General features: G+C 37.2%; 17 protein-coding genes. 15 read left to right on the forward strand and 2 right to left on the reverse strand.

The features are described from left to right. The first annotated feature begins 24 nt into the window (after positions 1 to 24). The 14 genes from AB3I72_RS11090 (at position 25) to AB3I72_RS11155 (ending at position 18,032) form a co-directional block, all read left to right on the forward strand. Complete coding sequence (locus tag AB3I72_RS11090; RefSeq protein WP_002357907.1) at positions 25 to 633, forward strand: NADPH-dependent FMN reductase; 609 nt, start codon at positions 25 to 27, stop codon at positions 631 to 633. An 18-nt stretch (positions 634 to 651) separates the two neighbouring features. Continuing rightward, on the forward strand, positions 652 to 1,908 hold the full coding sequence (locus AB3I72_RS11095; RefSeq protein ID WP_061100993.1) for an NADPH-dependent oxidoreductase: 1,257 nt from the start codon (positions 652 to 654) through the stop codon (positions 1,906 to 1,908). Between the two features lie 411 nt (positions 1,909 to 2,319). Further along, a complete protein-coding gene (locus AB3I72_RS11100) occupies positions 2,320 to 3,810 on the forward strand; it encodes a helix-turn-helix domain-containing protein (protein WP_010816452.1) in 1,491 nt (496 codons plus the stop codon). Continuing rightward, positions 3,761 to 4,435, forward strand: a complete 675-nt coding sequence (locus AB3I72_RS11105) for an AP2 domain-containing protein (RefSeq protein ID WP_029659183.1) — start codon at positions 3,761 to 3,763, stop codon at positions 4,433 to 4,435. Before AB3I72_RS11100 ends, AB3I72_RS11105 begins: the two co-directional genes overlap by 50 nt. Positions 4,436 to 4,692: 257 nt before the next feature. Next, positions 4,693 to 5,583, forward strand: a complete 891-nt coding sequence (locus tag AB3I72_RS11110; RefSeq protein ID WP_002384670.1) for a metallophosphoesterase — start codon at positions 4,693 to 4,695, stop codon at positions 5,581 to 5,583. Positions 5,584 to 5,874: 291 nt separating this feature from the next. Continuing rightward, complete coding sequence (locus AB3I72_RS11115; protein WP_010816455.1) at positions 5,875 to 6,786, forward strand: sugar ABC transporter permease; 912 nt, start codon at positions 5,875 to 5,877, stop codon at positions 6,784 to 6,786. Between the two features lie 14 nt (positions 6,787 to 6,800). Continuing rightward, on the forward strand, positions 6,801 to 7,682 hold the full coding sequence (locus AB3I72_RS11120) for a carbohydrate ABC transporter permease (protein WP_002357901.1): 882 nt from the start codon (positions 6,801 to 6,803) through the stop codon (positions 7,680 to 7,682). Between the two features lie 17 nt (positions 7,683 to 7,699). Next, positions 7,700 to 9,298 (forward strand): ABC transporter substrate-binding protein, encoded by a 1,599-nt coding sequence (locus AB3I72_RS11125; RefSeq protein ID WP_002357899.1) that lies wholly within the window; start codon positions 7,700 to 7,702, stop codon positions 9,296 to 9,298. Between the two features lie 56 nt (positions 9,299 to 9,354). Continuing rightward, entirely contained in the window at positions 9,355 to 9,948 is a 594-nt protein-coding gene (locus AB3I72_RS11130) for a DUF624 domain-containing protein (protein WP_002371283.1), read from the forward strand. Further along, entirely contained in the window at positions 9,941 to 10,858 is a 918-nt protein-coding gene (locus tag AB3I72_RS11135) for an acetylxylan esterase (protein WP_061100991.1), read from the forward strand. Before AB3I72_RS11130 ends, AB3I72_RS11135 begins: the two co-directional genes overlap by 8 nt. After that, on the forward strand, positions 10,839 to 11,603 hold the full coding sequence (locus AB3I72_RS11140; protein WP_002365532.1) for an endonuclease/exonuclease/phosphatase family protein: 765 nt from the start codon (positions 10,839 to 10,841) through the stop codon (positions 11,601 to 11,603). The genes AB3I72_RS11135 and AB3I72_RS11140 overlap by 20 nt, the downstream gene beginning before the upstream one ends. Before the next feature lie 4 nt (positions 11,604 to 11,607). Beyond that, positions 11,608 to 13,758 carry a glycoside hydrolase family 3 N-terminal domain-containing protein gene (locus AB3I72_RS11145; protein WP_061100990.1) on the forward strand — a complete coding sequence of 717 codons (2,151 nt, stop codon included), beginning with the start codon at positions 11,608 to 11,610 and terminating at the stop codon, positions 13,756 to 13,758. 17 nt (positions 13,759 to 13,775) lie between these two features. After that, entirely contained in the window at positions 13,776 to 17,051 is a 3,276-nt protein-coding gene (locus tag AB3I72_RS11150; RefSeq protein ID WP_368023925.1) for a cellobiose phosphorylase, read from the forward strand. Positions 17,052 to 17,066: 15 nt separating this feature from the next. Beyond that, on the forward strand, positions 17,067 to 18,032 hold the full coding sequence (locus AB3I72_RS11155; protein WP_002382203.1) for a LacI family DNA-binding transcriptional regulator: 966 nt from the start codon (positions 17,067 to 17,069) through the stop codon (positions 18,030 to 18,032). A gap of 32 nt (positions 18,033 to 18,064) precedes the next feature. On the opposite strand, the gene AB3I72_RS11160 is transcribed toward AB3I72_RS11155, so the two are convergent. Further along, positions 18,065 to 18,595: a DUF5067 domain-containing protein gene (locus tag AB3I72_RS11160; protein ID WP_025191723.1), complete on the reverse strand. Its 531-nt coding sequence runs from the start codon at positions 18,593 to 18,595 to the stop codon at positions 18,065 to 18,067. A 270-nt stretch (positions 18,596 to 18,865) separates the two neighbouring features. Then, positions 18,866 to 19,579, reverse strand: coding sequence for a GntR family transcriptional regulator (locus tag AB3I72_RS11165; protein ID WP_002366529.1), 714 nt, complete (start codon positions 19,577 to 19,579; stop codon positions 18,866 to 18,868). Positions 19,580 to 19,821: 242 nt separating this feature from the next. Between AB3I72_RS11165 and AB3I72_RS11170 the strand changes: the two genes are divergently transcribed. Beyond that, positions 19,822 to 21,255: a glycoside hydrolase family 1 protein gene (locus tag AB3I72_RS11170; protein WP_368023926.1), complete on the forward strand. Its 1,434-nt coding sequence runs from the start codon at positions 19,822 to 19,824 to the stop codon at positions 21,253 to 21,255. The last annotated feature ends 21 nt before the right edge of the window (positions 21,256 to 21,276 follow it).

Raw genomic sequence — 21,276 nt, forward strand, 5'->3', positions numbered from 1 at the left:
CCGAAAAAGAAAGGACAGCTCATTATGAAAAAAATTATCGGCTTAGTAGGAACGAATTCAGAGCAATCAACCAATCGTCAACTTTTGCAATTTATGCAACACTATTTTGCGCAGGAGGCTGACATTGAACTAGTTGAAATTGTTGACTTTCCTATGTTTAACAAGCCAGAAGACAAAGTTTTACCAGAAATAGTTAAAACGGTTGCTGAAAAAATTGAAGCAGCAGATGGCGTCATTATCAGTACGCCTGAATATGACCATGCGGTGCCGGCTTCTTTGATGAATGCCCTAAGTTGGTTATCTTACGGGATTTTTCCGTTTGTTGATAAACCAGTTATGATTACTGGTGCATCCTATGGCACGTTAGGTTCCTCTAGAGCACAAGCGCATCTGCGTCAAATTTTAGATGCTCCTGAATTGAAAGCACGAATTATGCCAAGCTCTGAATTTCTATTAGCGCATTCCTTACAAGCTTTTGATGAAAACAATGCGTTAAAAGATTCAGAACAAATAGATAAACTAGCTGGTTTGTTTGCAGATTTTTGTGTATTTATTGAAATTACAGAACAGCTGAAACATGCGCATGCGCAAAACAAAAAAGAAGCAGAAAATTTCTCATGGGAAACGATTTAACGAAATGGAGTGAATAAAATGAAATTAATTGGGATCGTCGGATCAAATGCTGATTCTTCTTATAATCGGTTACTACTGCAATATATTGGCAAAGAGTTTTATAAAATGTTCGACTTGGAAATTTTAGAAATTAAAGATATTCCAATGTTTAATCAAAGTAAGGATCAAACGAACAGTGTCTTGATTCAGAATATGAATCGCAAAATTTTACAAGCAGACGGCGTAATTATTGCGACGCCCGAACATAACCATACCATTCCTGCCGGTTTGAAAAGTGTATTAGAATGGTTATCTTTCAAAATTCATCCGCTGGAAAATAAACCAGTAATGATTGTTGGTTGCTCTTATTATGATCAAGGAACCTCACGTGCGCAATTACATCTCCGTCAAATTCTTGATGCACCTGGTGTCAATGCGATCGTGATGCCTGGAAACGAGTTTTTATTAGGGAAAGCTAAAGAGGCATTTGATGAAAACGGCAACTTAATTGCGGAGGGAACACGTCAATTTTTAGAAAGCACATTACAAAAATTCGTGGAATTCATTGATGTGATTTCAAAATTAGAAGGGGCTAAGCCAAAAGACTTACCTGAAGATTTACATGCAAAAGGAACCATTGAAACAACGATCGAAGGGGTTGATATGGCAGCAGATGATTGGGTAGAACAAGCAGCAGAAGCGGTTCAGGCTGTGGAAGGCGACAGATACGTAAAATTAGATCGAGGCATTTTAACCGTTGATCAGCTAAATTATTTCTTAAAATCAATGCCAATGGAATTGACTTACGCAGACAGTAACAATCAATTTTTATATTACAATAAAAAAATGGCTGCTGAAGAAATGTTTGCTAAACGGCAACCAGGACAAGTTGGTAATCCATTAGCGAATTGCCATCCGCCAAAAGCATTGAAAAATGTAGAATGGGTGATTCAACAATTACGGTCAGGAAAAACAGATGCTATTCGCGTTCATGTTCCAATGCACGGACCAGATACCTATGTAGTGCATAACTATCAAGCGATGTATGATGATAATGGAAATTACGCGGGAATTAATGAGTATATTTTAGACTTTAAACCAATTGTTGATTGGTATTTAAAACAAACTGGGCAAGAATTAGTCGGTGGAAAAAACGTCGATGCAGTCAGTGGTGCCTCCAAAAAAGAAGCGCCAGAAACGGCAGATAGTGTCTCAAGTGCATCAGTCCATGAAGAAGAGTCAGCGACCGAAAAGCCAGCAGTTGACAGCGTTTCCAGCGCTTCGATTAAAGAGTAAAATAACAGCAAAAAATAGCGGCAACAAGTAGTTATACTGTATTCAGATTAGCAATGCCAAATGAGGACTTTTATTGACAGAAGCTGATACTTAAAAGAGTAAGAACTTTATAGGAAGATAGTATAGAAGACAAACCAAAAGTTTCAATCATTTTTGACGAATAGGCTAGAAAAGAAACAGAAAATTAGTCAAACAAATCAGCTTTTCTTTAAATTTAAAGTAAAAAAATAACAAAAAAAGCCTCCTTGGTGACGCAAGGGGGCTTTTTTTGGTTAAAATAATACTTTTCTATGAAGATTCCTAAATATCGAAAGAATCATTTTTAAATTTGTGGAAAAAATAAGCAAGATTGACACTCACGTCTTGTTAAAAAAATAGATACTTAAGGCGTGATAGTTTGGAGTTGAAAATGTGACTACTTTGTTAGATGAATTATTAGACCAAGAATTCCGAGATAAATTACTTATTTATCAAACTTTTATGAATAGTGAAGGTCCATTATTAAAAGAAGAATTTTATGGATATTTTGATTTATCCACTCAAAAGTTAGAATCGTTGTGCCGTCAAATAAATTATGAATGTACACAGATTTCTTCAAGGAGTCAAATTCTTTTTCCAGCTAAAGGACTGATTAGTGCGCAAAAATTATCGCAAATTGATTATCAAGCCTTAAGAAAATATTATTTTGATCAATCACTAATGGCCAAGTTGCTTCTTGATGTGGGCCTCTATCAAAAGCATACGATTCAAGAATTTTCTCAAATTCATTTTATGAGCAAAAGCAAAATTTATGCCTTCTCGTATAAACTAAATCTGATTTTAGCTAATTGGCATATTAAATTAAAGTCAACAGGCTTGGTTGGAGAAGAGAAAAATATCCGAAGTTTTTGTTTTCAATGCTTGTATTATTTTTATGGAAGTAATCAAGAAAGGCTGCCTAACATTTTGCTGGAAAATAGTCCTGGCATTAAACGATTTATAAACGATTTACAACTGATGTATCAAAGAACGTTTAGTCTTAATCAAAGCGCACAACTATTTATTCTTTTAACGATCCAACGTTTTCGTGTGTTTTCTGATCATGTAGTGGACTCTTTTACGGAAGTTCATGTGCCTAGCTGTTTACAGCATGCGTTTGAAAAAATTTATACAAGTGAAACACCTCTTTTTAAAGAGGATTTTGGCAAAGAGACTTCATATATTTTTCTTTTTTTAAGTTTAAATGAATACATTGATAGTCCGATTGTTTTTCCAGATAAGTTAACCATGTTAGACGAATTTATTGATCATATGAATAGTGTTATTCCTTTCTTTGAAAAGCGAATTACGGTGGAAACAAAAGAAAAATTAAAGTTGATTTGTTATCGCTGGGACCGCCTATATTTTTCAGTGGCTGCATTTATTCCCGCCAAGCAGAGCAGTTTCTTTGAAGAGCGGTTTCCTCAAATTCATCGCGCCTTAGATGGTTTTATACAAAAGACAGAGTCGCTGCATCAAAAACGATTTTTAATGTATGAACGCGTGCATCTATACTATGATTTTATGTTTTGTTTGCTAAATGATCGGTCTTTTTGCGCAATTGAAAAAACGATTCATGTATTTGTTGATTTTTCTGGTGGGGAGGATTATAACCGCTTTATTGAAAAAATTATTGCTTCTTTCAATCATATGGATGTCATGATTGATCACAAATTAACCTTAGAAACCGATTTGTATTTGTCCGATTTTTATAGTTCGAAAGTACGGTGTCGTCAATTGACATGGCGTCATTTGCCGGAAACAAAAGATTGGCAAGTATTTGCTGAGGTAGTCAGAGAACTAAGAAAGGGAGAGACTCAGAAAAATGAGCACTATGGGAGAGACCCAATCGAGATGTGGCGAGAACAAGAATACGAAGGATAGTCAATTGAGACAAGTAGGTAACTATAAAGATTTAACTGGCCAAAAGTTTGGTGAGTTGACAGTAGTAGCACCAACGGCAAAAAGAAAAGAAGGGCTGATTGTTTGGGCCTGTCGCTGTTCTTGTGGGAGCTATGCAGAAGCTTCAAGAAGACAACTAATTCGTGGGTATCGAACCAAATGTGCGCACCATCGCTATCAAACAATGTTGAAAAAAAACTATCATGAATTAGTCGTGGTACGGATTGAAAGTATTCAACAGACAATGAAAGCATATTGTCTGTGTTCGTGCGGACAATCTTGCTGGGTTCGCTGTGAAAATTTGTTGAATGGCCATACCAAAAGCTGCGGTCATCGTAAAAAGAAGGATTACCGACAAAGAGTTGCTGGTGTAATTCCAGGGAAGTTGCAAAGTAAACGCCCCAAAAATAATAGCAGCGGACACAAAGGAGTGAGCCAGACCGCTTCTGGGAAATGGCTGGCTTATATCTCTTTGAAAGGCAAGCGCCATAACTTAGGTATCTTTACGAAAAAAAGTGAAGCAATTTTAGCAAGAAAATTAGCAGAACGTCGTCTATTTCAACCAATTTTACAACAAGAAATAGTGACTACAAATAAGGAAGTTTAGCAACAGAGAGGATGCGAAAGATGTTAGCAGGCTTATTTTCAGTAACTGGAATGATTTTATTGGGGATTTTATTTTGCTTAATTGGTTATCAAACGTTTCGAAAACATCATCATTAAGAGAAGAATGTTCTAGCTAGATAATTTCATCGACAGATGAAATTATCTAGCTTTTTTTATAAAAAAGCTAAGAAAAGGATAAGAGATTGTGGAAATTCTTTAGGTTGTTTAACAAAGCCTTAATTTCCTTTGTTTTAGATTGTGGTTAAGAAGATTTTTCTCTATACTAAGTCTTCGGAAATCAAAGAAAAGAAAGGAGCGAGTGATGTGGTTAAAAAAATTGGTTTAAGTATAATGCTCTTATTTTTTTTCTTAATTATCGCACTCCCAATCTATGCGTGGAAGATTGAGCCGAATTTAGTTCACGTTAATCAGGTGACTTTGGGAAAGAAAAATCAACGAGAACCATTGAATGTTGTGCAACTTTCGGATATACAAGTTTCAGAATTTTATGAGACGAAGCGGTTAGATAAAGTCATAAAAAAAGTCAATCGTGAAAAACCAGATATTATCGTTTTTACAGGTGATTTATTTGACAATTATGCCAAAAATCCGCAACAAAAGGAACCGATGATTGAAAAATTAAAACAGTTGCAAGCGACAATTGGAAAATATGCAGTTTGGGGAAATCATGATTATGGTGGCGGTGCTTCTGCGGTGTATGATGAAGTCATGGAGGCCAGTGGCTTTACCGTTATGAAAAACCAAGGAGAAACAGTAACCCTAGCAGATGGACGCCGTCTTTTTATTGGTGGTTTAGATGACTCGTTATTAGGAAATCCTTCCGTTTCAGAAACATTATCCTATCGAGAAACGTATGACTATGCGTTATTAATGACCCATGAACCAGATGTCGCGGATGCATTTGTTGGCACGGGTACACAGTTAGTTTTAGCAGGACATAGCCATGGCGGACAAATTTGGATTCCTTTTTATCCAATCACAAATGTTTTAGCAGAAAAGTATACCAGAGGATTGTATCAGTTGGACCAAGAAACGCAACTATATGTTAATACAGGCTTAGGAACGACCGCCATTCATGCTCGTTTTGGGGTGATCCCTGAAATTACACATTTTACTATCTATATTTAAAAAGTCTGGTCAATCCGGCCAGACTTTTTTCTGTTATTTAACAGAATTATTTTTAAGAAAAAGATGTTCATATTTTGGTGAAACGTTTCTATAAAATGCTTTAAAATAACTAGAAAAGAGTATTTTTATGGAAAAAGAAGCAGGGGAAATAATTTCTTTATAAATGGTCTATAGCGCTTTTTAATGCTGTTATTTTTAAATAAAACCATAATGTAAGGGTTTACAACTGTTTGGAGTGAATGTATAATCTGTTTGTAGAAACGTTTCACTAAAAAGAAAGGAACCCTGCTTATGAAAAAACTAAAAAAGTTTTATGATCAGCGGCAATTGCATTGGATGGTACTTCCGGGTGTAGCATTCATGATTGTCTTTAACTACATTCCAATTTATGGAATTATCATTGCTTTTAAAAATTATACGATTGTTGATACGGTTTCTTCTGCACCATGGGTTGGACTTGAAAATTTTCGAATCATTATGGAAGATAGTTTTTTTTGGGAAGCAGTTCGTAATACCTTAGCGATTAGTTTAATGAAACTTTTTTTAGGATTCGCTATTCCGATTATCTTAGCGGTAATGATTTTTGAAATGAGAGATGGACATTTAAAAAAAGTGATTCAGACGATTTCTTATATTCCGCACTTTTTTTCTTGGATCGTTTTAGGCGGGATGTTGATTTCGTGGCTTTCAACAAATGGGTTTATCAACCAAGTCATGATGTCATTTGGCTTAATGAATCAGGGCGTCAATCATTTGTTAGATCCTGATAAGTATTGGTGGATTGCTGTTCTTTCTGATTTGTGGAAAGAAGTAGGTTGGGGCACGATTCTCTATCTTGCTGGCATGTCTCGTATTGATCCAACGTTTTATGAAGCGGCGAGAATTGATGGTGCTTCAAAATTAACACAAATCCGAACGATTACTTTGCCCTTATTAGCGCCGATTATTTCGTTGAACTTAATTCTAAATGTTAGCGGTTTATTGGGATCGAACTTAGATCAAACGTTGGTTTTAATGAATGCTCAAAACCAAAACAAATCAGAAGTAATCAATTCATTTGTTTATCGTATGGGGCTAACGCAAGGGGACTTTTCTTATGCGACGGCAGTTGGTTTAGGGATTTCCGTTATTTCAATTGTTTTATTAGTCATTACAGATCGCATTACTAGAAAAATGAACAATGGTCGGTCGGTTATTTTATAAAGGAGGCAACAGCTGTGATTAAAAGAAAATCAAAAGAAAACAAATGGTTTTACTTTTTCAATACGTTAATTCTTGTGTTGTTTTCTTTATTAATTATCGTACCAATTTGGAATATTTTAGTTTCCTCAGTTTCGTCAAGTTCGGGTTTAGCTGGTAAAGGCTTGGTTTTATGGCCGAAAGGATTTACGCTAGAAAATTATCGGAAAGTTTTTTCGGATAGTAGCATTCCGCGAGCGTTTTTGATTTCTGTTTTAAAAACAGTCATCGGTGCGTCGACGCATACACTGTTCTGTGCGATTGTTGCCTATGGACTTAGTAAATCTAGACTAGTCGGGCGTAACATTTATACAACGATGGGTGTTATTACAATGTACTTTGGTGGGGGCATGATTCCCACGTATCTTTTGATTAAGTCATTAGGACTCTTAGATACCTTCTGGGTATATATCATTCCAGCTTTATTTAGCTATTATGATGTAGTTATCTTAATGAACTTTTTCCGAGAAATTCCACCATCTTTAGAAGAATCCGCCAAAATAGACGGCGCCAGTGAGTTTCAAATTTTTTATAAAATCTTTTTACCTTTAACAAAACCGGCATTAGCCACCATCATTTTATTTAATGGGGTTGGTCAATGGAATGACTTTATGACCACGAAATTATATATTACCAAAGAATATCTGTATCCATTGCAGATGAAAATTTATGAAATTATTGTTCAATCAAACTTGAGTACCATGACAGAGAGCGGCAGTACAGATATGGTGGTGCAGGCAACGACACGTGGTGTTCAGCTGGCAACAATTGTCATTACAACGATACCAATTTTAATCATTTATCCATTACTACAAAAACACTTTATCGGCGGTATGATGGCCGGTGCAGTAAAAGAATAAAGAAAGTAGGGAACAATATGAAAAAAGTTTTAGGCGGTTTATTGGTGGCAACGGCGGTCGTTAGTTTAGCGGCATGTAGCGGTGGGGAAAAGAAAGCTAGCTCAGATGTCTCAATTAAGGATCGGTATGAATTAGATGAAAAGACGCCTGCTTGGAAGTTAGATAAGAAGAAAGAACCGACCAAGATTAAATGGTATATTAACTCAGATTGGACGGCATTGCCTTTTGGAAAAGATGTGACCACTGCGCAGATTAAAAAAGATTTAAATGTGGATATTGAATTTATTTCCGGCGATGATTCAAAATTAAATGCCATGATTTCAAGTGGAGATATGCCTGATATCGTGACATTAACTGAAAAAACTGGACAAGCAGCATTGAAAGCAGATTCTTGGGCCTATTCTTTAAACGATTTAGCTAAAAAATATGACCCCTATTTAATGAAAGTTGTTAACCAAGATACGTTTAAATGGTATGCCTTAGAGGATGGAAAAACATATGGTTACCCTAATTACTCTAATACAAAAGCGGATTATGAAAGTGGAAATATCCCAGTAAATGATAATTTTGTTATTCGTGAAGATGTCTATAATGCATTAGGCAAGCCAGACGTTTCAACACCAGAAAATTTTGAAAAAGTCATGCAACAGATTAAAGAAAAATATCCTGAGATGACCCCAATGGGCTTCACCACAGTGGGCGATGGTGCAGGACCATTTTTAGACAAATTACAAGACTTCTTAGGTGTTCCTTTAGAGGATAAAAATGGGAAATACTATGATCGAAATTTAGATAAAGAATACTTAGAATGGTTAAAAACATTTAATGATGTTTACCGAGCAGGCAATATTAGTGATGATAGCTTCACAGATGATGGAGCGACGTTTGATGAAAAAGTGAAACAAGGAAATTATGCAACCATGCTCGTTGCTGGAACCAGTGGTCAAGGTGGGAACTTTACAGAATTTATGAAAAAATCTGGCACACGTTATATAGCCATTGATGGACCAAGTAGCACTTCTGGCCGAAAACCAACATTAAATCAAACCGGCATTTCAGGTTGGTTAAGTAATTACATTACGAAAGATGCGAAAGATCCAGCGAAAGTCACTCAACTATTCACATATTTAATTGATGAACCAGGACAAATTTTAACAAAATATGGCGTTGAAGGAGTTACTTATGCGTACAATGATCAAGGGAAAATTGATTATTTACCAGAAGTGAAAAAATTAGAACAAACAGACAATGATGCCTATAACAAAAAATATGGCATTAGTCGTTTCCTATACTTTAACAACGACCGTGTTAATAAACTAAAAGTGCCAATGGAAAGTGCTTTAACGCAAATGCAAGAATGGGGCAAAGGAAAATTAGTCCCACATTTCGTAATTGAAAATATTAATCCAGATGCAGGAACGCCGGAAGCTCGGGCGAATGAAGCGATTGAAACCAAACTAAATACAACCGTTATTTCAATGATTCGTGCGAAAGATGATAAAGCCTTTGACAAATCTTTAGAAGACTACAAAGCATTCTTAAAATCAAATAAATGGGATGCAATTGAAAAAATAAAATCTGAGAAAATGGCAGAAAACAGAGACAAACTTAAGTAAGAGAGGAGGAGAGAAAAGCGGATAAAGCAACGAGAAATCCGCTTTTCTCTTTTAATATGAATAAGCTATTTGCATATGAAGGTTGGTATTATCGGATTTTTTCTTTTATTGCCAACTTGATCATTATTAATTTTCTCTTTTTAATTACCTGTATAACAGGCATCTTTAGCGGTGTCGGCTTAATTGCGTTGTATCGAACGATTTATCGTTTGTATCGTGAAAAAGATATTCCTGTTTTACGAACGTTTTGGACAGCGTTAAAAAATAATATCATGCGAGGTTTTATTTTAACAGGTGTCTTGTTCGTTGCTTTTTTACTAGGCGGTATTGCCGTAACAAGTTTATTTAAAATAGCCACCAGTTTAGGTTTCTTAGCTATTTTTCTATTAAGTTTTGTTGCATTATTTTTGACGAGTTTTCTTTTTCTCTTTTCCGTTTTTAATTGGTCCGTTAAAAAGACACTAGGTGAGACGGTTTATGTGGTCTTAAGTAATAGTGCCAATGCGATTATTTTGTTTATTTTACCTCTTTTAACGTTTGTTTTTTTCTATAAGCTTAATTTGTTTTTATATATTGCGTTAGGATTCGGGACAACGGCTTTTCTTCAAGTTGCGTTTTTTCAGAAAGTGTTAGGTGTGGAACATGAATGAGTATTTTGAGTTTTGGCAAAAGACCAAGGAAGAACTTCAAAAAATACCGCTAGATATCCATCGGCGGGTCATTGACTATCCATTGGAAAATGTTCAAGTGGAACAGGTCGACTTTTTAAGTTTCCTAGGTGAGCGCATCTTTGGCTATTTGTTACTTCCTAAAACGGCGGGGAAACAGCCAATAGTGATTGACTGTTTAGGCTATATGAATCATATTCAAGAACCTTGGCAATTTGCTCATTGGACACAAATTGGTTGTGCTTGTTTTGTCGTTGATAATCGAGGTCAAGGGGGATTAACCAAAGATCGTGTGCCATATCAAACAATTTGGCATGAAGCACCAATGGGACGAGGATTTCTAGACAAAGAAGATTGGTACCAACGCCGCTTGTTTGCCGACCATTTACGTAGCGTAGAAGTGGTGCGGACCTTTACTGAAATTAATCAGGACCAAATCATTCTTCGTGGTGGTTCCCAAGGGGGTGGCGTAGTGTTAATGGTGAACAGTTTAGTCGACTTCCCGATTTTAGCTACTTTTGCAGATGTTCCAAGTCATTCTTGTTTAGAAAATCGAGTAGCAGAAGGAACGGGGTCGTATCAAATTATTCATCAGTACTTACAAGAGCATCCTCAAGCGCATGAAAAAATTGCCGCGGTTCTTCCTTATTTTGATAGTCGTCACTTTGTTTCGCAAATTAAAAATCCAGTCTTTGCTTCTGTTGGGAGTCACGATCCGATATGTCCAATGAAAGATTTTTTCCCTTCTTATCATCAGATAAAGGCAAGAAAAGCAGTCAGAGTGTATTGGAAAAAAGGCCATGGTGGCGGTGAAACAACCCAGATCCGTCGTGAGATGCGTCAAATTCAACAACTATTGCAGGAGGTTAAAAATGAAAATAGCTACGTATAATGTCCGGGTAGATACAGAGTATGACCAAGATTGGCAATGGTCTTTTCGTAAAGAGGCTGTTTGTCAGTTAATCAATTTTCATGATTGGAGCCTTTGTTGTATTCAAGAAGTACGACCGAATCAAGTCAGGGATTTAAAGGCGTATACAACATTCACCTGTCTTTCTGCGGAAAGAGAAGGGGATGGTCAAGGAGAAGGACTAGCGATTCTCTATAACGAACAAAAAGTTCAGGCTATTGATACAGGGTATTTTTGGTTATCTGAAACACCTCAGCAGCCAAGTATCCATCCTGAAGCTGGCTGTCCAAGAATTGCTTTGTGGGGACTATTTAAGGAAACGACTCAAAATACGCCTTTTTTAGTCATCAATGTTCATTTGGATCATATTTCAGCTCATGCTCGTTTAGCAGGAATGACCGTTATCTTAGAGGAGTTACATGACAAAATTGCACAGTATCCAACTTTATTAATGGGCGATTTTAATGCAGAGTCGGGGGAAGAGGTTCATCAACTTGTTCAAAAAAAATTTCAAGATAGCAAAAATTTAGCTACTCATTATGGACCAAGAGGAACATTTCAAAATTTTACTTATACAAAACCTTGGGCGGAATTAGAAGAAATTGATTATATTTATGTAAAAGGTTGGCAAGTACAGCAAACCGCAAGTTTAACAGATAGTATCGATGGACGTTTTCCCTCCGACCATTTTCCTTTAGAAGCAGAAGTATGTATTGAAGAAAGGTGAGAGTATGAAAGAAAATCAACTGATTCAATTAGTCGAAGAAATGACAATTGATGAGAAAATTAATCAATTATTACAATTAGCAGCAGCGTTTTATTCAGATAAAGCAGAAGAAAAGACCGGCCCTATGTCAGAGCTAGGACTAAGTCAAGAAACGATTGATACGGCGGGGACAACATTGGGTGTTTCTGGTGCAAATGAAGCAAAACGTGTTCAAAAAGAATATATGCAAAATCATCGATTAAATATTCCAACACTTTTAATGGCGGATATTATTCATGGTTTCAGAACCATCTTTCCGATTCCTTTGGCTTTAGGAAGCACTTGGGATGAAGCAGCGGTTGAAAAAATGGCGGAGATTTCAGCAAAAGAAGCTGCTGTTTCAGGATTACATGTAACCTTTTCGCCAATGGTTGATTTAGTGCGCGATCCACGTTGGGGACGTGTCATGGAGTCAACAGGTGAAGATCCATTACTCAACAGTCGCTTAGCTGCTGCAATGGTTAGAGGTTACCAAGGAGAAAATTTAAAAGAGGACAATTGGCGAGTAGCCGCGTGCGTGAAGCACTTTGCGGCATATGGTGGTGCCTTAGCTGGTCGGGATTATAATACGGTAGATATGTCTGAACGGCAGCTAAGAGAAATGTATTTACCTGGCTATAAAGCTGGATTAGATGCGGGTGCAAAACTTGTCATGACGTCCTTCAATACAGTGGATGGGATTCCTGCTACAGGCAACCAATGGCTGTTTAGAGACGTATTACGAAATGAATTTGGCTTTGAAGGGGTTGTGATTTCAGATTGGGGGGCGATTAAAGAATTAATTCCTCATGGCGTTGCCAAAGATGAAAAACAGGCAGCAGAATTGGCTATCAAAGCTGGTGTAGATATTGAAATGATGACCACGTGTTATCCAGATTATTTAAAAGAATTACTTGAAGAAGGCCGGATTGCTGAAACACTTATTGATGAAGCAGTTATGCGAATTTTAAAACTAAAAAATGAGCTAGGCTTATTTGAAAATCCCTATCGTGGTGCGGATGAACAAGCGGAAGCAGAAGTGATTTTAAGCAAAGAACATCGAGAAATAGCTAAAAAGATTGCTCAAAAATCAATGGTTCTTTTAAAAAATGAAAATATTTTGCCTTTTACACCGCAAGAAAAAATCGCGCTTGTCGGCCCAGGGGCCCAATCACAAGATATTTTAGGGGCTTGGTCATGGCAAGGAAAGAAAGAAGAAGCCATTTCCCTCGTGGCTGGAGCCAAAAAGTTAACCACAAATCTTCTAGTTGCCCAAGAACCCTTTGATTACTTTGAACCGACCGCGGCGGCCATTGAAGAGGCTTTAACGTTAGCTAGTCAAGCAGATAAAGTAGTAGTGGCACTAGGCGAAACAGATTGGATGAGTGGGGAAGCTGCCAGTCGCAGTGATATTCGTCTACCCGAAAAACAATTAGCAGTAGTGGCACAAATTATTGAGAAAAATCCCAATGTTGTTGTCACGGTCTACAGTGGCCGGTCCTTAGATTTACAAGGGATAGATGTTGCAAAAGGAATTGTGCAAGCTTGGCAACCTGGAACAGAAGGGGGCAATGCGCTAGCAGAAATTTTGTGGGGAGAGTACAATCCAAGTGGTCGTTTAAGTATGTCGTTTCCAGAAACGGTTGGTCAAGTGCCAATTTTTTACAATGTCGACAATACTGGGCGTCCTTATGAGTCAGCACCAGAAGAAAAATATGTTTCTAAATATTTAGATGTCTCTAATTACGCTAAATATCCCTTTGGATTTGGCTTAAGTTATAGTCATTTCTCTTATCAACCAATTCAACTAAGTGCATTAACATTTACCAAAGAACAACCAATCACGGTCTCTGTTTTAGTAAGAAATGACAGTCCAATCGCTGGAGAGGAAACCGTGCAATTTTATGTACGTGATTTGGTGGGACAAGTGGTTCGCCCAATTAAAGAGTTAAAAGATTTCCAAAAAGTTTGGCTGGAACCAAAGGAAGAAAAAGAAGTTCAGTTTCTTCTTTCAGAGGATATGGTGCGCTATGTTCATTCAGATAATCAGGTAACCAGTGATGCAGGTGAATTTATCGTAATGATTGGTGGAAATAGTCGCGATGTACAAACCGCAACAGTCACGTTAAATGAATAAGATGGGAAGGATAAGTTATGCAGATAAAGAAGCTTAAGCAAGCAGACACAGTCGCTACATTTCTAGAGACAGGTGATTTAAAAGAATTGAATAGCTGTGGCATGATGATTAATCAATTAGAAGGCAATCCTTTAGACGGCAGTATGAATCAACTCTATTTGCGGATAATTACAGGGAACACAATTAATTATCGACCAATGATTGGCTCCAACAGTCAAAGTGATTTTTATCTTTCAGATAACCAATTGACATGGCGGGGTGAATTTGAAGCGGTTCGTTACCAAGTTGACTTTCGTTTGGGGCCAAGCAATCAATGGTTCTGGCGGGTTAATGTCACTGGAACTGGCTTAGTAGATATTGTTTATGGTCAAGATATTGGCTTAGCGACAAAAGGAGCCGTTCAGTCAAATGAAGCGTATGTGTCGCAGTATCTTGATCATCACATTTGGCAAGAGGGCGAAGAGCTTGTTGTTTTATCAAGACAAAATCAACCGCAAAATGAGAAGTTTCCAGCTCTTATTCAAGGGAGTTTTCAAAAATTAGCAGGCTACTCAACGGACGGCTATCAATTTTTTGGACGTTCATTTAAACAAACGAACACACCAGAAGCATTGGGGAAAAGGTATTTAGCAAATGAAGTCTATCAATATGAATTTGCTTACACCGCTTTACAAACGGAAGCCGTCCAATTAACGAATGAAAGTAAGGAATTTGTTTTTTATGGTGCGGTAACAGAAACACATCCGCAAGCATTAGCTGAACCTTTTTTATCGAAAGAAGACTTACAAGCTATTTATGAAACTGTGACATTCGATTCATTAGAAGAAACACAGGACTTTCCTCCGAAACTTTTAGGAGAACCTATCACAGGAAATCCATTAACAGAAGAAGAGTTGGCCGCACTTTATCCCATTCAGACACAAATTGAAAAAGTAGCAGGTCAGACGTATTCCTTTTTCACGGAAAATTACCATCACGTTGTTCTTCAAGAAAAAGAAATTGCCATGGAAAGAGCACATGGCCACATTTTATTAAGTGGTAAAGGCTTAACGGTTGACGAACCTTTGCTCAGTACGACAGTGTATATGTATGGCATTTTCAATTCACAAGTAGTTTTAGGAAATACGACCATGAACAAATTAATGAGTAATAGCCGAAACGCTTTAAACGTTATGAAACGCTCTGGTCAACGAATCTACATTTTAGAGAATGGCTTATGGCGCTTACTAACAATGCCTTCTGCTTTTGAAATGGGGTTGAACTCTGCTACTTGGTATTATAAGTTGCCAAAGGATACAATTTGTGTACGTACTTTCACTTCGCCTGATTCAAGAGTGATTCAATTGGAAGTGACCAGTCAAAAGGATGCATATATGTGGGCTGTTTCTAACCATTTGTTATTAGGACCTGAAGAAGTCCCAACCTATCAATTAGAACAAACTGACAAAACACTTCGAGTGACGGGAAATCATTCTGCTACAGAAAATTATTACCCAGAACTAACCTATGCATTGACAGTTGATAAATCATTTCAAGTAACCGATAGCACATTATTTGGTGGAGCTGAAGCAGACTTATTAGTCTTGGCAATCGAAAAGACCCAAAAATTTTCACTACTTATTACGGGCAGTATAGAGGACCAAGCATTAGTCAATACACCATTAGATTTTGAAAAAGCAGAAAGTCAATATTTGGCATTCATTAATGGCTTGTTACATCATTTTGAGTTAACACACACAGACTCAAGTGTGCAGCAAATGAATCAATTAACTCGTTGGTATACTCATAATATGCTCGTTCATTATTTGTCGCCACATGGCTTAGAACAATATGGTGGAGCAGCTTGGGGCACACGAGATGTGTCGCAAGGACCGACAGAATTTTTCTTTGCGACGCAACAGCCTAAGATCGTGGCCTCCATTATTCAGCATCTATTTGAAAATCAATTTGAGGACGACGGCAACTGGCCGCAATGGTTTATGTTTGACCGATACGAAGAACAAAAAGCCAGTGAAAGCCATGGCGATATTATCGTCTGGCCATTGAAAGTAGTGACTGATTATTTGGAACAAACCGCAGATTATTCAATCTTAGCTACGGAAATCCCTTATACAAGTCGCAAAGATAATCACAAAACAAAAGAAACAGCATCTTTATTTGAACATTTGAAAAAAGAAATAAATTATATTGAACAACATTTTTTACCAGAAACTTTTCTATCCTGTTATGGTGACGGCGATTGGGATGACACGTTACAACCTTACGATAATCGTCTTAAAGAGCAAATGGCTAGTAGTTGGACCGTTGCCTTAACGTATCAAGTGTTGAAAAAATTTGCGGCTTTAATTACGGAAATCGATGCTACTTATAGTCAGCACTTAGCAATTTTAGTCGCAGGAATAAAGAACGATTTTCAAAAATATATGTTGGCGGATGAAACGATTCCAGGGTTTATTTATATGGAAACGCCAGAAACTTTTGAACAAATGATTCACCCAAATGACCAAAAAACAGGGATTCAATATCGATTATTGCCAATGACTCGTAGTATGTTAGCTGAATTATTAACACCGGAACAAGTAAGTCATCATTTAGAAATTATTGAAAAAGAATTAACGTTTCCTGATGGCGTGCGCTTAATGAACAAACCAGCGAACTATCGAGGCGGTGTGAGCACTAATTTTAAACGAGCAGAACAGGCGGCTAATTTTGGTCGCGAAATTGGCTTACAGTATGTTCATGCGCACATTCGCTATACAGAAGCGATGGCGAAAATTGGTCAGCGAGACAAAACCTGGCAAGCATTAATGCAAATCAATCCAGTTCAATTAAAAGAAGTGGTTCACAATGCAGAGTTACGTCAAGCCAATGCCTATTTTAGTAGTTCCGATGGCGATTTTAAAACAAGGTATGAATCACAAGAAAATTTTGGTAAACTAAAAGATGGAAGTATTGGGGTAAAAGGTGGCTGGCGAATTTATTCAAGCGGGCCGGGAATTTATTTAAATCAATTAATTACAGCTGTTTTAGGGATTCGGCAAAAGGCACAAAGCGTGGTTTTTGATCCCATGTTACCAGAAAAATTGTCTGGTTTAACACTAACTTACCAATTGTTTGATAAACCTGTCACATATAAATTTTATCCAAATCAGTCAGCGAAAATAGTTATCGATGGTCAAGAAGTTCCGTTTAAGTTTGAAGAAAACCCTTATCGAGAAGGGGGAATGGAAGTTCAAAAAGACGAGGTGCTTTCATTATTAAATGAAGCAAGTGTTATTGAAATTTACCATTAGAAAGGAGAGTAGTCCATGGTAGGAATTAAAGATATTGCAAAAAAAGCAGGCGTATCAATCTCGACCGTTTCTTACGCATTGAATGGTAGTTCAAAGGTAACTGAAGAAACACGAACGCGCATCCAAGCAATTGCTGAAGAGCTAAACTATGTTCCTAACATGGCCGCTCGCACATTAAAACGTCGTCAGACTAATATTATTGGTGTCTATTTGGCCGATTATGGCGGTAGTTTTTATGGTGAATTGTTGGAGGGAATTAAGAAAGGCTTAGCACTGTTTGATTATGAGATGATTGTCTGCAGCGGTAAAAAGTCACATCTTTTCATTCCTGAAAAAATGGTGGATGGGGCAATTATTTTAGATTGGACATTTCCAACAAAAGAAATTGAAAAGTTTGCTGAACGTGGCCATTCGATCGTTGTCCTTGATCGAACCACTGAGCATAGGAATATTCGGCAAGTTCTCTTGGATAATCGTGGCGGTGCCACGCAGGCAATTGAGCAATTTGTCAATGTGGGTTCAAAAAAGGTTCTTCTGCTTTCTGGACCAGAAAAAGGTTATGATAGCCAAGAAAGATTGGCTGTTAGTACACGAGAATTAACTCGTTTTGGGATACCTTATGAAATTATCCAAGGCGATTTTACCGAACCTTCTGGCTATGCGGCTGCTAAAAAAATTTTGAGTCAACCACAGACAGAACCAGTCGATGTTTTTGCTTTTAATGATGAAATGGCGATCGGTGTCTATAAATATGTTGCAGAAACAAATTACCAAATGGGGAAAGATATTCGGATGATTGGTTTTGATAATTCTGAACTAGGTGCGTTTGTGCAACCGCGATTAGCAACAATTGCCTATTCTAAACATCGATGGGGCATGGTGGCTGCAGAGAAAATTATTCATTTAATGCGGGGAGAAGCTGCTGAGAGCGAACACATTTACACACGTTTTATAGAAGGAGAATCTTTTCCGTCTGAATAATAAATAAAAAGTTTGGTCCAATGCTAGCTAAGCTAGCGGACCAAACTTTTTTCTGTAATGGTAATTTCTTCTGATGCGATGGGTTCATCCAGACTGAGAAGGCGATCTCTAAATTTAAAATGGACCGGCTTGTTCTCATTAATAAATTCATACGGGTAAGCGCCTTGGATTGTTTCACCAGGATTGATTTCATCTGCTAAACGATCTAATTTGTCTTGGAAAGGTGAATCTGTTAAGACTGCATATTGTAAATTTTGGGCTTTTCCGTGGACAGTTTGACTAACTTCCATAAAACTTTGAATCATTAGCTGAATATTTTGTGTTTTTTCGGTTGTATTGGTTAATTCAAACAGGACATAAAACATTGGTTTGCCTTGATAATCTTTTCCTTTATGCAAGGCAGTTAAGGCTAAACGCCCATCTGGAACCAACAATGTTCGATTTTCATACGTCCCAATACTTGTCGCCAACACTTCATCAGATGCGGGCGCACTTTGACTTGCTGGGCTGCCACTTACAGTTGAACAAGCACTTAATAAGGTACTTAGAACGAGTAAGCTCATTAAAATGTAGGGTTTCCTCATATAAAGTCCTCGCTTTGGTTGATTGACTATGTAAAAAATAAATTGCTTGTATCTATATTAAAAAGAGTGCTACAAGCAATATTTTAATCGTAGTTCTAGTAAATAGCAATACTTTTATCAAAATTCATGTTTGGAAATATAATTTGAAAAATATTTTTAACTAGCAGAAAAACATTTCTAACAAAAAGTATTGGCTCAAAGTAAAGAGATCGTTTTGTTAGAAATGAGAAATGGCAACATAAAAGTTTCCTATTTTTCTGCAATTAAGACAGTTTCAAAAGTGAATTCACTAGGAATATGATTCGCAATTGAGTATTCAAAAATATGCCCATTGCCTAGGTAAGCAATTTGTTCTGCACGCATCAGGAAATCATTATCGGTTAAGTTTAAATATTTTTTTTCCAACGCAGAAGGACGGATCCCAGAAATGCTGACCCGCGCACTTTGAATTTTTTGATGCAATTGTTCCGAAATATATTGATAAATGGAGACTTTCAATTCTTTCATTGTCAAGTTCGGAATTAAAGCAACGGGCATCCAAGTGTATTCAATAATTGAGGGCACATCTTCGATAATCCGTAAACGAATAATTTTGTAGACTAACTCTTCTTCTGTAATACTTAATTTTTCAGTCACCCAAGGCTCAGGTACTTCTGTTGCAAAGCCTAAAACCACGGATTCAACTTTTCCATCGTAGGTTGAGTAAGTGCCGGTTAACGGAGAAAATTTAGTAATGGTTCGATTTTGAAAGTCTTGAACAAAGCTGCCCGAGCCACGTCGTCTGACAACATAACCTTCTTGCACAAGCAAATGTAAGGCTTTTGTAATGGTTAGTTCGCTGACCTGATATTTTTCTGCAAGAAGACGACCTTGGGGTAACTTTTGATTAATTGGATAAACACCTGCTTCAATATCCTGTTTTATAGCTGCATAAATTTCTTTATAACGTGTATTTGTCCGCATCAGAGTCCTCCTTTATCACCAGTATTTCTCTCATTATACCATGAATTTAACATGTTAAAACTATATATTTATTTTTAACGTAACCACTTAATAATCAAGTACTTAAATAAAAGTAGTTGACTTATTCTTTTTAAAACTATATAGTTTTAAAAGTAAACAGAAGAACTTATTGATCTGATTGGTACTTTTTGTGAAAACCTTTTACAATAAAAGGGTAGCACAGAAAAGAGGGAGGTATGACAATGGAACATCACCAACTAAAAGTATTTCCGCAAGATTTTTTATGGGGCTCTGCTTCGGCAGCTTATCAAGTAGAAGGTGCTTGGAATGAAGACGGCAAAGGCGCATCTGTTTGGGATGAATTTGTTCGGCTACCAGGAAAAACGTTCAAAGAGACAACTGGCGATTTAGCCGTCGATCATTATCATCGTTTCAAAGAAGATGTGGCTTTAATGAAACAACAAGGTTTAAAAGCATATCGTTTCTCGATTGCATGGACACGAATTTTACCTGAAGGGCGTGGTCAAGTAAATCAAGCGGGACTGAAATTTTATTCAGATTTAATTGATGAGTTATTAGCGGCAGGAATTGAACCAATGGTAACTTTATATCATTGGGATTTGCCAGCTGTTTTGCAAAAAGAATATGGTGGCTGGGAATCAAGAAAAATTATTGCTGATTTTGTGGCCTATGCGAAAATTTTATTTGACGCTTTCCGTGGCAAAGTTCGCTATTGGATTAGTTTAAACGAACAAAATGTGTTTACTTCGTTAGGTTATCAATTAGCCGTGCATCCTCCCGGCGTAACAGACAATAAACGGATGTATGAGGCCAATCATATTGCTAATTTAGCCAATGCAGCAGTGATTAATGCGTTTCATGAATTAGAAATGCCTGGCAAAATTGGCCCTAGCTTTGCTTATACGCCTGTTTATGCCGTTGATGCGCATCCTGCCAATGTTTTAGCGGCTGAAAATGCAGAAGATTTGCTGTCGCATTTTTGGTTAGATGTCTATCTTTGGGGAGAATACCCAGTTGCCGCATTAAATTACTTACAGGAGCAAGGTGTGGCCCCAACGATAAAAGAGGGCGATTTAGCGTTACTACGTTCAGCCAAACCTGATTTTCTAGGTATTAATTATTATCGGACGGATACGGTTGCTGCTAATCCATTAGATGGCGTTGGAATAGGGAAGATGAATACAACGGGTGAAAAGGGTTCTGAAACGGAATCTGGGGTACCGGGTTTATTTAAAAAAGTAAATAATCCATATGTTGAACGAACGAACTGGGATTGGGCCATTGACCCGCAAGGTTTGAGAATTGCCTTACGACGATTAGCTAGTCGCTATCAAGTGCCTATTTTAATTACTGAAAATGGGTTAGGCGAATATGATACCTTAACAGAAGATAAACAAATTCATGATACGTATCGCATTGATTATTTGCGAAGCCATATCCAAGCGATTCAAGAGGCGATTACGGATGGCGTTTCAGTTATTGGTTATTGTACATGGAGTTACACCGATTTACTGTCGTGGCTCAACGGCTATCAAAAGCGTTATGGTTTTGTCTATGTGGATCAAGATGAAACACAAAAAGGTTCCTTAGAAAGAATCCCGAAAGACAGTTATTATTGGTATCAAAAAGTCATTGAAACAAATGGACTTATCTAATTATAAGAAAAGAGTGTGGAA

The sequence above is a fragment of the Enterococcus sp. GC34 genome (assembly GCF_040886645.1).
Taxonomy (GTDB): Bacteria; Bacillota; Bacilli; order Lactobacillales; family Enterococcaceae; genus Enterococcus; species Enterococcus faecalis.

Coding starts and splice junctions, on each gene's coding strand:
- AB3I72_RS11105 (WP_029659183.1), top strand. CDS start 3,761: ATGGGAGAGACCCAATCGAGATGTGGCGAGAACAAGAATACGAAGGAT.
- AB3I72_RS11160 (WP_025191723.1), bottom strand. CDS start 18,595: ATGAGCTTACTCGTTCTAAGTACCTTATTAAGTGCTTGTTCAACTGTA.
- AB3I72_RS11090 (WP_002357907.1), top strand. CDS start 25: ATGAAAAAAATTATCGGCTTAGTAGGAACGAATTCAGAGCAATCAACC.
- AB3I72_RS11155 (WP_002382203.1), top strand. CDS start 17,067: ATGGTAGGAATTAAAGATATTGCAAAAAAAGCAGGCGTATCAATCTCG.
- AB3I72_RS11150 (WP_368023925.1), top strand. CDS start 13,776: ATGCAGATAAAGAAGCTTAAGCAAGCAGACACAGTCGCTACATTTCTA.
- AB3I72_RS11140 (WP_002365532.1), top strand. CDS start 10,839: ATGAAAATAGCTACGTATAATGTCCGGGTAGATACAGAGTATGACCAA.
- AB3I72_RS11135 (WP_061100991.1), top strand. CDS start 9,941: ATGAATGAGTATTTTGAGTTTTGGCAAAAGACCAAGGAAGAACTTCAA.
- AB3I72_RS11170 (WP_368023926.1), top strand. CDS start 19,822: ATGGAACATCACCAACTAAAAGTATTTCCGCAAGATTTTTTATGGGGC.
- AB3I72_RS11145 (WP_061100990.1), top strand. CDS start 11,608: ATGAAAGAAAATCAACTGATTCAATTAGTCGAAGAAATGACAATTGAT.
- AB3I72_RS11115 (WP_010816455.1), top strand. CDS start 5,875: ATGAAAAAACTAAAAAAGTTTTATGATCAGCGGCAATTGCATTGGATG.
- AB3I72_RS11095 (WP_061100993.1), top strand. CDS start 652: ATGAAATTAATTGGGATCGTCGGATCAAATGCTGATTCTTCTTATAAT.
- AB3I72_RS11125 (WP_002357899.1), top strand. CDS start 7,700: ATGAAAAAAGTTTTAGGCGGTTTATTGGTGGCAACGGCGGTCGTTAGT.
- AB3I72_RS11130 (WP_002371283.1), top strand. CDS start 9,355: ATGAATAAGCTATTTGCATATGAAGGTTGGTATTATCGGATTTTTTCT.
- AB3I72_RS11165 (WP_002366529.1), bottom strand. CDS start 19,579: ATGCGGACAAATACACGTTATAAAGAAATTTATGCAGCTATAAAACAG.